Annotated in this window: 17 protein-coding genes; all 17 read right to left on the bottom strand. The window is 68.0% G+C overall.

Annotated features, from left to right (window positions below; genetic code table 11):
• Positions 1 to 2: 2 nt before the first annotated feature.
• Positions 3 to 281 carry a 30S ribosomal protein S17 gene (rpsQ, locus tag ACFYPM_RS07780; protein WP_030489590.1) on the bottom strand — a complete coding sequence of 93 codons (279 nt, stop codon included), beginning with the start codon at positions 279 to 281 and terminating at the stop codon, positions 3 to 5.
• Positions 278 to 514, bottom strand: coding sequence for a 50S ribosomal protein L29 (gene rpmC / locus ACFYPM_RS07775; protein WP_007465283.1), 237 nt, complete (start codon positions 512 to 514; stop codon positions 278 to 280). Before rpmC ends, rpsQ begins: the two co-directional genes overlap by 4 nt.
• A complete protein-coding gene (gene rplP / locus ACFYPM_RS07770) occupies positions 514 to 939 on the bottom strand; it encodes a 50S ribosomal protein L16 (RefSeq protein ID WP_053653940.1) in 426 nt (141 codons plus the stop codon). Before rplP ends, rpmC begins: the two co-directional genes overlap by 1 nt.
• 3 nt (positions 940 to 942) lie before the next feature.
• On the bottom strand, positions 943 to 1,812 hold the full coding sequence (gene rpsC, locus ACFYPM_RS07765) for a 30S ribosomal protein S3 (protein WP_007465294.1): 870 nt from the start codon (positions 1,810 to 1,812) through the stop codon (positions 943 to 945).
• Positions 1,812 to 2,270 (bottom strand): 50S ribosomal protein L22, encoded by a 459-nt coding sequence (gene rplV, locus ACFYPM_RS07760; protein WP_007465297.1) that lies wholly within the window; start codon positions 2,268 to 2,270, stop codon positions 1,812 to 1,814. Before rplV ends, rpsC begins: the two co-directional genes overlap by 1 nt.
• A gap of 41 nt (positions 2,271 to 2,311) precedes the next feature.
• The gene (rpsS, locus tag ACFYPM_RS07755) at positions 2,312 to 2,593 is read right to left on the bottom strand and encodes a 30S ribosomal protein S19 (protein WP_007465299.1); all 282 of its coding nucleotides are present in this window, start codon (positions 2,591 to 2,593) and stop codon (positions 2,312 to 2,314) included.
• 12 nt (positions 2,594 to 2,605) lie between these two features.
• On the bottom strand, positions 2,606 to 3,445 hold the full coding sequence (gene rplB, locus ACFYPM_RS07750; protein ID WP_357253573.1) for a 50S ribosomal protein L2: 840 nt from the start codon (positions 3,443 to 3,445) through the stop codon (positions 2,606 to 2,608).
• A gap of 12 nt (positions 3,446 to 3,457) precedes the next feature.
• Positions 3,458 to 3,760 (bottom strand): 50S ribosomal protein L23, encoded by a 303-nt coding sequence (rplW, locus tag ACFYPM_RS07745; protein WP_007465304.1) that lies wholly within the window; start codon positions 3,758 to 3,760, stop codon positions 3,458 to 3,460.
• Positions 3,757 to 4,407 carry a 50S ribosomal protein L4 gene (rplD, locus tag ACFYPM_RS07740; RefSeq protein WP_387192305.1) on the bottom strand — a complete coding sequence of 217 codons (651 nt, stop codon included), beginning with the start codon at positions 4,405 to 4,407 and terminating at the stop codon, positions 3,757 to 3,759. Before rplD ends, rplW begins: the two co-directional genes overlap by 4 nt.
• Positions 4,404 to 5,069, bottom strand: coding sequence for a 50S ribosomal protein L3 (rplC, locus tag ACFYPM_RS07735; RefSeq protein WP_184178725.1), 666 nt, complete (start codon positions 5,067 to 5,069; stop codon positions 4,404 to 4,406). Before rplC ends, rplD begins: the two co-directional genes overlap by 4 nt.
• A gap of 11 nt (positions 5,070 to 5,080) precedes the next feature.
• On the bottom strand, positions 5,081 to 5,389 hold the full coding sequence (gene rpsJ, locus ACFYPM_RS07730; RefSeq protein WP_007073037.1) for a 30S ribosomal protein S10: 309 nt from the start codon (positions 5,387 to 5,389) through the stop codon (positions 5,081 to 5,083).
• Between the two features lie 351 nt (positions 5,390 to 5,740).
• A complete protein-coding gene (gene tuf / locus ACFYPM_RS07725; protein WP_357253575.1) occupies positions 5,741 to 6,934 on the bottom strand; it encodes an elongation factor Tu in 1,194 nt (397 codons plus the stop codon).
• A gap of 212 nt (positions 6,935 to 7,146) precedes the next feature.
• Positions 7,147 to 9,243, bottom strand: coding sequence for an elongation factor G (fusA, locus tag ACFYPM_RS07720; RefSeq protein WP_387192302.1), 2,097 nt, complete (start codon positions 9,241 to 9,243; stop codon positions 7,147 to 7,149).
• A 74-nt stretch (positions 9,244 to 9,317) separates the two neighbouring features.
• Positions 9,318 to 9,788, bottom strand: coding sequence for a 30S ribosomal protein S7 (gene rpsG / locus ACFYPM_RS07715; RefSeq protein ID WP_030489583.1), 471 nt, complete (start codon positions 9,786 to 9,788; stop codon positions 9,318 to 9,320).
• A gap of 1 nt (position 9,789) precedes the next feature.
• A complete protein-coding gene (gene rpsL, locus ACFYPM_RS07710; RefSeq protein ID WP_007465318.1) occupies positions 9,790 to 10,164 on the bottom strand; it encodes a 30S ribosomal protein S12 in 375 nt (124 codons plus the stop codon).
• Positions 10,165 to 10,659: 495 nt separating this feature from the next.
• On the bottom strand, positions 10,660 to 11,031 hold the full coding sequence (locus tag ACFYPM_RS07705; protein ID WP_357253708.1) for a hypothetical protein: 372 nt from the start codon (positions 11,029 to 11,031) through the stop codon (positions 10,660 to 10,662).
• 580 nt (positions 11,032 to 11,611) lie between these two features.
• A complete protein-coding gene (locus ACFYPM_RS07700) occupies positions 11,612 to 11,980 on the bottom strand; it encodes a hypothetical protein (RefSeq protein ID WP_387192299.1) in 369 nt (122 codons plus the stop codon).
• Positions 11,981 to 12,052: the final 72 nt, after the last annotated feature.

Below are 12,052 nucleotides of genomic sequence, written 5' to 3'. Positions count from 1 at the left end.
CGCTACTTGGCCTTTTCCAGGATCTCCACGATCCGCCAACGCTTGGTGGCGCTCAGCGGCCGGGTCTCCATGATGAGAACCCGGTCACCGGTGCCAGCGGCGTTCTGCTCGTCGTGCACCTTCAGCTTGGCCGTACGGCGCATGATCTTGCCGTACAGCGCGTGCCGAACCCGGTCCTCGACCTCGACGACGACGGTCTTGTCCATCTTGTCGCTGATCACCAGGCCCTCGCGGACCTTGCGGCGCGACCGCGCGGCGGCGGTGGCGGTCTCTTCGGTCATGATGCAGTCACCTCAGTCGGCGCGGCCGAGAGCCCCAGCTCGCGCTCACGCATGATCGTGTAGATCCGGGCGATCTCCCGACGGATGACCTGCAACCGCCGGTTGTTGTCGAGCTGCCCGGTTGCGGCCTGCACGCGGAGGTTGAACAGCTCCGCCTTGGCCTCCCGCAGCTTCGTGACCAGCTCCTCTTCGGAGAGCTCACGCAGCTCGGTCGCCTTAACGCCCGCTGCCATCAGGATTCACCCACTTCGCGCGTAACAATGCGGCACTTCATCGGGAGCTTGTGGATCGCGCGACGCATGGCCTCTCGCGCGGTCTGCTCGTTGGGGAAGGACATCTCGAAGAGAACCCGCCCCGGCTTGACGTTGGCGACCCACCACTCGGGCGAACCCTTACCGGAACCCATCCGGGTCTCGGCAGGCTTCTTGGTGAGGGCCTGGTCCGGGAAGATCGTGATCCAGACCTTGCCACCACGCTTGATGTGGCGAGTCATCGCGATACGTGCCGACTCGATCTGCCGGTTCGTCACGTACGCCGGCTCGAGAGCCTGGATCCCGAACTCGCCGAACACCACCCGGTTACCACCCTTGGACGCGCCACTGCGGTCCGGGTGGTGCGGCTTGCGGAAGCCCTTCGGGGGCTTGCGCGGCATCAGCATCTGTCAGCCCTCCTGCTGCGTTTCTGCCGGAGCAGCCGCGGCGGCGACAGCTGCGCTGTCCACCGGCTCGCCGCTCGGCGTCTCGGCCTGCTGCGCGATGGTGGTCGCAGCAGCCCGCCCGGCCTCGGTGCCACCGGCCGTGGTGCCGGACGAACCCGACCGGCCACGACGCGGACGCTCGGGACGGTCGCCACGCTCACCACGACGCGGGCGGGACGGACCGGCCTCGGCCGGAGCCTCCCGGCCCGGGACGGCGTCGCCCTTGTAGATCCAGACCTTCACACCGATCCGGCCGAACGTGGTACGAGCCTCGAAGAAGCCGTACTCGATGTTGGCCCGCAGCGTGTGCAGCGGAACCCGGCCCTCACGGTAGAACTCGGTCCGGCTCATCTCGGCGCCGCCGAGGCGACCCGAGACCTGAACCCGGATGCCCTTGCAGACCGGGTTCTTCATCGCCGACTGCATGGCCTTGCGCATCGCCCGACGGAAGCTGACCCGGCTGGACAGCTGCTCGGCCACGCCCTGCGCGACCAGCTGAGCGTCCGACTCGGGGTTCTTCACCTCGATGATGTTCAGCTGAACCTGCTTGCCGGTGAGCTTCTCAAGCTCGCCGCGGATCCGGTCGGCCTCCGCACCCTTACGGCCGATGACGATGCCCGGCCGGGCGGTGTGGATGTCGACCCGAACCCGGTCGCGGGTGCGCTCGATGTCGACCTTGGAAATGCCGGCTCGCTCGAGGCCCTTGGACATCATCCGGCGAATCTTGACATCTTCGCCGATGTAGTCCTTGTAGAGCTTGTCCGCGAACCAGCGGGACTTCCAGTCGGTCGAGATGCCGAGCCGGAACCCAGTGGGGTGAACCTTCTGACCCATTACTCGGCGTCCTCCGTCTTGCTCTGCGCTTCGGCCGGTGCGGCCTCCGTGGCCGGGGCGGCCTTCTTCGCCGCGGCCTTCCTCGGCGCTGCCGGCGCGACCGCTTCGACCGCCACGGTGATGTGGCAGGTGCGCTTGCGGATTCGGTACGCCCGACCCTGCGCCCGCGGCTGGAACCGCTTCATCGTCGGGCCCTCATCCACGAAGGCCTCGCTGACGAGCAGCGCGTCGGGGTCCAGCCGCTCGTTGTTCTCCGCGTTGGCGATCGCGCTAGCGAGCACCTTGTACACCTGCTCGCTCGCAGCCTGCGGCGCGAACTGCAGCACCGTGAGCGCCTCCTTCGCGGGCAGGCCGCGGACGAGGTTGACCACCCGGCGCGCCTTCATCGGCGAGATGCGCACGTGCCGCGCAACCGCCCGCGCGCCCGGAAGCACCGGAGCGTCGCCCTTTCCTGGCATCGCTGTAACCCCTTGTTCCCTCTATCCGTATGCCCGCGGCGTCAGCGCCGACGGCTCTTCCGGTCGTCCTTCTCGTGACCCTTGAACGTACGGGTCAGCGCGAACTCGCCGAGCTTGTGCCCGACCATCGCCTCGGTCACGAACACCGGGACGTGCTTGCGTCCGTCATGAACGGCGATCGTGTGCCCCAGCATCTCGGGGATGATCGTCGAACGCCGCGACCAGGTCTTGATCACGTTCTTGGAGCCCTTGTCGTTCTGTACTTCCACCTTCTTGAGCAGGTGGTCGTCGACGAACGGGCCCTTCTTCAGGCTGCGAGGCATGTCTTATCTCCCTCAGCCGCGCTTACGCGTGGCGTAGCGGCGGCGGACGATCAGCCGGTCACTCGGCTGGCCCTTACGGCGGGTGCGGCCCTCGGGCTTACCCTGCGGGTTGACCGGGTGGCGACCACCGGAGGTCTTACCCTCACCACCACCGTGCGGGTGGTCGACCGGGTTCATGGCGACACCACGGACGGTCGGGCGCTTGCCCTTCCACCGCATCCGGCCGGCCTTGCCCCAGTTGATGTTCGACTGGTCGGCGTTGCCGATCTCGCCGACGCTTGCGCGGCAGCGAACGTCCACCCGCCGGATCTCGCCGGACGGCATACGCAGGGTCGCGTACGCGCCCTCGCGGCCGAGCAGCTGGATACCGACGCCGGCGGACCGGGCCAGCTTGGCCCCGCCACCCGGACGCAGCTCCACGTTGTGGACCGTGGTACCGACCGGGATGTTGCGCAGCGGCAGGTTGTTACCCGGCTTGATGTCGGCGCCCGGTCCGGACTCGACGCGGTCGCCCTGCTTCAGGTCCTTCGGCGCGATGATGTACCGCTTCTCGCCGTCGGCGTAGTGCAGCAGCGCGATGCGCGCCGTGCGGTTCGGGTCGTACTCGATGTGAGCGACCTTCGCCGGCACGCCGTCCTTGTCGACCCGCTTGAAGTCGATCAGACGGTACTGGCGCTTGTGACCGCCGCCGTGGTGCCGCGTGGTGATCCGGCCGTGGGCGTTACGCCCGCCCTTCTTCGGCAGCGGAACCAGCAGCGACTTCTCCGGCGTGGACCGGGTGATCTCGGCGAAGTCAGCGACACTCGAGCCACGTCGGCCCGGCGTCGTCGGCTTGTACTTACGGATAGCCATTGTCTACACCCCTCAGCTGACCGGGCCGCCGAAGGCCTCGATGCGGTCACCGTCAGCCAGCTTCACGATCGCCCGCTTGGTCGCCTTGCGCTGACCGAAGCCGGTCTTGGTGCGCTTGCGCTTACCCTGGCGGTTGAGCGTGTTGACCGTCAGGACGCGGACGTTGAAGATCTGCTGGATAGCGATCTTGATCTCGGTCTTGTTCGCGTCCGGGTGCACCAGGAAGGTGTACCAGTTCCGGTTCAGCTCGCTGTAGCTCTTCTCCGAGACGACCGGCGCCACGATGATGTCGCGCGGGTCGGCGATCGTGCTCACTTGCCACCCTCCTCGGTGGTCTCGGCGGGCACGCCCAGGAACTCGTCCAGGGCGTCCTTGGTGAAGACCACGTCGTCGGCCACCAGCACGTCGTACGTGTTCAGCTGGCCGGACTCGATCAGGTGCACGCGCGACTCGTTGCGCAGCGACACCCAGTTCAGCTCGTCGGTGCTGCTCAGCACGACCAGGACCCGACGGGCCTCGGTGAGCTTGGTCAGCGTGGCCAGGGCGGCCTTGGTCGACGGCTTCTCGCCCGAGACGAACGCCTCGACGACGTGCACCTGCCCGGCGCGGGCCCGGTCAGAGAGGGCACCCCGCAGAGCGGCGGCCTTCATCTTCTTCGGGGTCCGCTGGCTGTAGTCACGCGGCACGGGACCGTGCACGACGCCACCGCCGGCGAACTGCGGCGCGCGGATCGAGCCCTGCCGGGCGCGACCGGTGCCCTTCTGCTTGTACGGCTTCTTGCCGCCACCAGAAACCTCGGCGCGGGTCTTGGTCTTGTGCGTGCCCTGTCGGGCCGCCGCGAGCTGGGCCACCACGACCTGGTGCATCAGCGCGACGTTGGCCTGCACGTCGAAGATGTCCGCCGGCAGCTCGACGGAGCTGCTGGTGGTGCCTTCGACGGTGCGCACGTCAACGGTGGTCACTTGGCCGCACCGCCCTTCTTCACCTTGATCTTGGCCGCGGTACGGACCAGAACCAGCGCGCCCTTGGGGCCAGGAATGGCACCCCGGACGAGCAGGAGGTTGTTCTCGGTGTCGACCGCCTGGACGGTCAGGTTCTGCACGGTGTAGCGAACGCCACCCATCCGGCCGGCCATCCGGGTGCCCTTGAAGACACGACCCGGGGTGGCGCAGGCGCCGATGGAACCGGGCGAGCGGTGCTTGCGCTCGACACCGTGGCTGCTGCCCAGACCGTGGAAGCCGTGCCGCTTCATCGCGCCGGCGAAGCCCTTGCCCTTGGTCTTGCCGGTGACGTCGATGGTGACGCCGGCCGGGAACTCCTCGACAGTGACTTCCTGGCCGAGCGAGTATTCCCCGGCGTCCGTGGTGCGCAGCTCGACGATGTGCCGGCGCGGCGCCACGTCCGCCTTGGCGTAGTGCCCGCTGATCGGCTTCTTGACCTTGCGCGGGTCGATGGTGCCGTAGGCCAGCTGGACCGCGGAGTAACCGTCCTTCTCGGCGCTACGAACCTGGCTGATGACGCACGGGCCGGCCTCGACCACGGTCACGGGAACAACACGGTTGTTGTCCCAGACCTGGGTCATGCCGAGCTTGGCGCCCAGGATCCCCTTGACTTGCCTGTCCATTTGTCCGGTCCCTACAGCTTGATCTCGATGTCGACGCCAGCCGGCAGGTCGAGGCGCATGAGCGAGTCGACCGTCTTCGGGGTCGGGTCGATGATGTCGATCAGCCGCTTGTGCGTGCGCATCTCGAAGTGCTCGCGCGAGTCCTTGTACTTGTGCGGCGAGCGGATAACGCAGAAACGGTTGATCTCCGTGGGCAGCGGCACCGGGCCTGCGACCTGCGCCCCGGTGCGCGTCACCGTCTCGACGATCTTCCGAGCCGAGGAGTCGACGACCTCGTGGTCATAGGCCTTGAGCCGGATGCGGATCTTCTGTCCCGCCATGGTGGCTTCTGTTCCTTCTCTCGATGCCGCTGTGTTGCGGGCGCCTGTGCCGGCTGGCACAGGCCCACTTCGCCGACCCCCGCGGTCGGGCGTGTCGCGCCCTCGGGCCGGGCTCCGCCCCGTGGTTCCGGAGTGGTGCTGACCGCGCGGTGGGTCAAGGCGCCGATCGCATTACCGCGACCTGAACGCCGTGCGAGGGTGGTTGACGACTGGGCCGCCAACCACCCTACGCTCGACTGAACTCGCCACCCGGAGGTTCAGCGAAAGCCGAACACAGGCGACGAACTGTCGTTACGCAACCTGACTAGTATGCCGCACGACTGGCGGCGGGTCTAATCGGGGTTACCTAGTTCACTTGATGATCTTGGTGACGAACCCGGCGCCGACGGTACGGCCACCCTCGCGGATCGCGAACTTGAGGTTCTCCTCCATGGCGATGGGCTGGATCAGCTTCACCGACATGGACGTGTTGTCGCCCGGCATGACCATCTCGGTGCCCTCGGGAAGGGTGACGACACCGGTAACGTCCGTGGTCCGGAAGTAGAACTGCGGACGGTAGTTCTGGAAGAACGGGGTGTGACGGCCACCCTCCTCCTTGGAGAGGATGTAGACCGTCGCCTCGAACTCCGTGTGCGGGGTGTTCGAGCCCGGCTTCACGACGACCATGCCGCGCTCGACCTCGTCGCGCTTGGTGCCACGCAGCAGCAGGCCGACGTTCTCGCCTGCGCGAGCGTCGTCCAGGGTCTTCCGGAACATCTCGATCGCGGTGACCTTGGTCTTGAAGCTCTTCTCCTTGATACCGACGAGCTCAACATCCTCGTTCGGCAGGAGAACGCCGCGCTCCACGCGACCGGTGACGACGGTGCCACGACCGGTGATCGTGAAGACGTCCTCAACCGGCATCAGGAACGGCATGTCGACCTCGCGCTCCGGCTGCGGGATCGAGGTGTCGACAGCGGTCATCAGGTCCAGCAGCTTGCCGGTCCACTCGGGGTCACCCTCGAGGGCCTTCAGCGCCGACACCCGAACGACCGGCAGGTCGTCACCCGGGTACTCCTGCGAGGAGAGCAGCTCACGAACCTCGAGCTCGACGAGCTCCAGGAGCTCCTCGTCATCGACCATGTCGCTCTTGTTGAGCGCCACGACGATGTACGGCACGCCAACCTGACGGGCCAGCAGCACGTGCTCGCGGGTCTGCGGCATCGGGCCGTCGGTCGCCGCGACCACCAGGATCGCGCCGTCCATCTGCGCGGCACCGGTGATCATGTTCTTGATGTAGTCCGCGTGGCCGGGGCAGTCGACGTGCGCGTAGTGCCGCGCCTCGGTCTGGTACTCGACGTGCGCGATCGAGATCGTGATGCCGCGGGCCTTCTCCTCCGGCGCCTTGTCGATCTCGTCGAACGGCGTGTAGGGGTTCAGGTCCGGGAACTGGTCGTGCAGGACCTTGGTGATGGCCGCCGTCAGCGTCGTCTTACCGTGGTCGATGTGACCAATGGTGCCGATGTTGACGTGCGGCTTAGTCCGCTCGAACTTAGCCTTCGCCACTGGTGTCCTCCTGTGGACTTCTTGGTTCGTACGCCCGGCGCGCCGGTCGGCGCTTAGGACTCTGTCGACAGCCTTTCCGACCTGACGGTCGGAGAGCCTTTGTGGGTTCTGCGGCGATGAAGCCTACAGGCCCGGTCTCACGCGATCCGATCGTGGTGGCCGCGGGCGGGCGAACCTACCCGCGACCAACCACGAATCACCTGCTCAGGGCGTTACTCGCCCGTTGCCTTGGCGATGATCTCCCTCGCGACGCTCTGCGGAACCTCGGCGTAGGAGTCGAACTGCATGCTGTAGCTAGCCCGGCCCTGGGTCTTCGACCGCAGGTCGCCGACGTAGCCGAACATCTCCGACAACGGCACCAGAGCCTTGACGATGCGGGCGCCACTGCGCTCCTCCATCGCCTGGATGATGCCGCGGCGGGAGTTGAGGTCACCGATGACGTCACCCATGTTCTCCTCAGGAGTGGTGACTTCAACGGCCATCATCGGCTCGAGCAACGCGGGATCGGCCTTGCGGGCCGCGTCCTTCATCACCATCGAGCCGGCGATCTTGAATGCCATTTCCGACGAGTCGACCTCGTGGTACTGGCCGTCCAGCAGGGTCAGCTTCACGCCGACCAGCGGGAAGCCCGCCAGGATGCCGTACTGCAGCGCGTCCTGCGCACCGGCGTCCACCGACGGGATGAACTCCCGGGGGATCCGGCCGCCGCTGACGGCGTTGGCGAACTCGTAGGTCGGCGAGTCGTTGTCCAGCGGCAGCGGCTCGACGCTCACGATCACGCGGGCGTACTGGCCGGAACCACCGGTCTGCTTCTTGTGGGTGTACTCGACCTTGTCCACCTTGCGGCGGATGGTCTCGCGGTACGCCACCTGCGGCTTGCCGACGTTGGCCTCGACGTTGAACTCGCGGCGCATCCGGTCGACCAGGATGTCCAGGTGCAGCTCACCCATGCCGGAGATGACCGTCTGACCGGTCTCCTCGTCCAGCTGGACGCGGAAGGTCGGGTCCTCCTCGGCCAGGCGCTGGATGGCGGTGCCCAGCTTCTCCTGGTCGGACTTGGTCTTCGGCTCGATCGCCACCGAGATGACCGGCTCCGGGAAGGTCATCGACTCCAGGATCACCGGGTTCGCCGGGTCGGAGAGCGTGTCGCCGGTGGTGGTCTGCTTGAGACCCTGCACGGCGATGATGTCGCCGGCCTGCGCCGACGGACGCTCTTCCCGCTTGTTGGCGTGCATCTGGTAGATCTTGCCGATGCGCTCCTTGCGGTCCTTGGTGGAGTTGACCACCTGGGAACCGGAATCGAGCGTGCCGGAGTAGACCCGCACGTAGGTGAGCTTACCGAGGTGCTTGTCCGTCTGGATCTTGAACGCCAGGCCGGAGAAGGGCTCCGAGTTGGACGGCTTCCGCAGCAACGGGGTCTCGCCGTCGGTGGCCGTACCCTCGATCGCCGGAACGTCGAGCGGCGACGGCAGGAAGTCGACAACGGCGTCGAGCATCGGCTGAACGCCCTTGTTCTTGAACGCCGAGCCGCAGAGCACCGGGTTGGCCTTGCCGGCGATGGTGGCACGCCGGATGGCCGCCTTGATCTCCGCGTCGGAGATCTCCTCGCCCTCCAGGTACTTCTCCATCACCGCGTCGTCGACGTCAGCCAGGGTCTCCATCAGCTTCTCGCGCCACTCGGCCGCGGAGTCGGCCAGCTCGGCCGGGATCTCCTCGATCGCGTAGTCGTCACCCTTCTGGGTCTCCCCGCGCCAGGTGAGCGCGCGCATGCCGATCAGGTCGACGACACCGATGTGGTCACCCTCGAGCCCGATCGGGATCTGGAGCACCAGCGGGGTGGCGTTCAACCGGTCGATCATCATCTGCACGCAGCGGAAGAAGTCGGCGCCGGTCCGGTCGAGCTTGTTGACGAAGCACATCCGCGGGACGTTGTACTTGTCGGCCTGCCGCCAGACGTTCTCCGTCTGCGGTTCCACGCCGGCGACACCGTCGTAGACCGCGACCGCGCCATCCAGGACCCGCAGCGACCGCTCGACCTCGACCGTGAAGTCGACGTGACCGGGCGTGTCGATGATCTGGATCGTGTGGTCTTTCCACTCACACTTGGTAGCAGCGGAGGTGATGGTGATACCACGCTCCTGCTCCTGCTCCATCCAGTCCATGACGGCAGCGCCCTCGTGGACCTCACCGATCTTGTACGTGATGCCGGTGTAGAACAGGATCCGCTCGGTGGTCGTGGTCTTACCGGCATCGATGTGCGCCATGATGCCGATGTTGCGTACCTTGGCGAGCGCGTCTGCGGCGGCCACTTCAATCCCTACTTATCGTCGTCTCGACACAACTGGTGGCGGTTCCGGCGCCCGGAGGCGCCGGAACCAGGGTGTTACCAGCGGTAGTGCGCGAAGGCCTTGTTCGACTCGGCCATCTTGTGCGTGTCCTCGCGCCGCTTGACGGCGGCACCGAGGCCGTTGCTCGCGTCCAGCAGCTCGTTCATCAGCCGCTCGACCATGGTCTTCTCACGCCGCGCGCGAGAGTAGGTGACCAGCCAGCGCAGGCCCAGGGTGGTCGCCCGGGTCGGGCGGACCTCGACCGGCACCTGGTAGGTGGCACCACCGACACGACGGCTACGCACCTCGAGGGTCGGCTTGACGTTGTCCATCGCCCGCTTGAGGGTGACGACCGGGTCGGTGCCGGACTTCTCGCGGCAGCCCTCGAGGGCCGCGTACACGATGGTCTCGGCGAGCTGGCGCTTGCCGCGCAGCAGGATCTTGTTCACCAGCTGGGTGACCAGCGGCGAGTTGTACACCGGGTCAGCGACCAGTGGCCGCCGCGGAGCGGGTCCCTTACGCGGCATGTCAGCTCTTCTCCTTCTTGGCGCCGTAACGGCTGCGCGCCTGCTTGCGGTTACGGACACCCTGGGTGTCCAGCGAACCGCGGACGATCTTGTAACGCACGCCGGGGAGGTCCTTCACCCGGCCACCACGCACGAGCACGATCGAGTGCTCCTGGAGGTTGTGACCGACGCCCGGGATGTAGGCCGTCACCTCGATCTGGCTGCTGAGCTTCACGCGAGCGACCTTGCGCAGCGCCGAGTTCGGCTTCTTCGGGGTGGTGGTGTACACGCGGGTGCACACGCCGCGCCGCTGAGGGGAACCCTTCAGCGCCGGGGTCTTGGTCTTGGTCGTCTTCGCCTGGCGGCCCTTTCGGACCAGCTGCTGGATCGTGGGCACCGGGTTTCTCCGCTCCCTTCGGCCGCATTCGCGGCCGCGCCGTCTGCTCGTTAGCCGGCCTGCTGACCGGCTCTCCTACATTCCGACCTGGGCCACCTGACGGAAGCCCCGGCACCCGCGGTCGGGCGTGTCGCCTCTCCGCGGTCCCGTTCCGGACGCTTGCGCGTGCGATTGGGTTTGTGTCACCGGCGCACGGGTCGCCCCGCCCCGGATCCTTGGCTTGTCGTGCCGCCGTCCGGGATCCGGAAACAGCGCACGCACGAGTTGCCCGGGCATGCCCGGGCACAAGGGGAAAGAGTACCTACCACAACCGCCCAGGTCAAAACGGAAGGGTCCGGCGGCTGTCGTACACCCGCCGGCCGAATCTCGTCCTGCCCCGTCGCCCGCGACGGGCACCTACAGACACAAGTGTACCGGCTCCCCCCGCGGACCACCCGTCGGCCCCGGCCGGGCAGCGGCAAGCGGGCAGAAACGGGTCGAGCGCCGAGACCAGCCTCAGGTCAGGGTGAGCAGCAGCGCGAGGCCGAGACCCAGGAGGCTGAGCAGTGCCCCCGCCGCGCCACAACTGATTCCGGCCACCGCAAGCCCTCGCCCGGTGAACCGGACCGCAGGGGGCGCGGCCGGACGACGGATCTGCCGCCGGCCGAGCAGACCGATGACGACCGCCCCCACGCCGGCCAACAACCCGAGGGCGGCGAACGCTCCGGAAGCCCAGGCCCCGCCATCGTTCGCGAAGGCCACTCCGAAACAGATCACCAGCAACGACACCAGGATCGACGCGATGCCGGCCACCAGGGATCCGATAGCCAGTCCCGACGTGACCGGGGCCACCTCCAGGTGTACGACCCCGAACGGGGTGCCCGGCACCGCCTCCACCCGTTTCGGCGGCAGATGCTGGGCGTCGGTGGGTGGCGGAACCGGATGACCCGGCATCCCGGGCCAACCGGGTGCGGGACCGGGCGACGGCGGCCCCCAACCCGGCCCGGACCGCGGCGGACCCCAACCCGCCGGCACACCGGACTGCGGCGGACCCCACCCGTAGGGCACGGCAGCCCCGGACTGCGGCGGACCCCACCCGTAGGGCACGGCAGCCCCGGACTGCGGCGGACCCCAACCCGGCGGTGCCGGGATGGGCACCCCGGCGCCCGGGTACGGCTGGCCGGCGTCGGGCGGACTGGTCGTACCCCAGCCGGGCTGCGGCGCGGCGGAGGTCGGCGTCGCCCAACCCGGCGTGGGCGCGGGTGGCTGCGGCTGGCCACTCGGGGCCAGTTGGGTGGCCTCGGACGGCGTCAGCTCGGACGACGCCGGCTGGCCGGCCGGCTGGTCGGCAGGGGGCCGCGCCGGATCCGTCACGAGGTCCTCCTGTCGAAAAGGCCGCCACCGCCGCGCGGCGGACACCGGCCAGGCTACCGCCGGGGGTGCCGGCGCCAACGCCGGGCGCGGCGGCTCAGTCCATGTTCGCCGGGTAGTCGTGACCGAACGGCGCACCGGCCAACCGCACCACGCCGATCACCACCACGGCCACCACGCTGACGGCGACCAGCACCAGGCCGGTCCAGGCCATCCGCTCACCCCGCCGCAGCGAGCTGCCGCCGGTCAGGAAACCCCCCGAGGCGTACGCCTCACGTCGCGCCTGCCGCGCCAGTTGCAGTGCCACCGTCGCCGGCACCACCCCGCCGATGAACAGCCCGGTCAGCAGGCCGAGCAGCCCGAGAGCGAAAACCGCCCGAGCCTTCGTGGCGCGGGCCGGATCCGGGTCCAACGGGTGGCGCAGGCCCTGAGACGCGACGGACACCTGCCCGGGTGCGGTCGTCATCCCCCCATCATGCCGAACTCGGCCCACGGGTGGGTGGGCACGGACCCGACGAGGCCCCCGGCTTTCACCGGG

Source organism: Micromonospora sp. NPDC005203 (assembly GCF_042872705.1).
GTDB lineage: Bacteria > Actinomycetota > Actinomycetes > Mycobacteriales > Micromonosporaceae > Micromonospora.
Note: the sequence above shows the minus strand (reverse complement) of the source record. Positions and strands in the feature narration are given on the sequence as shown.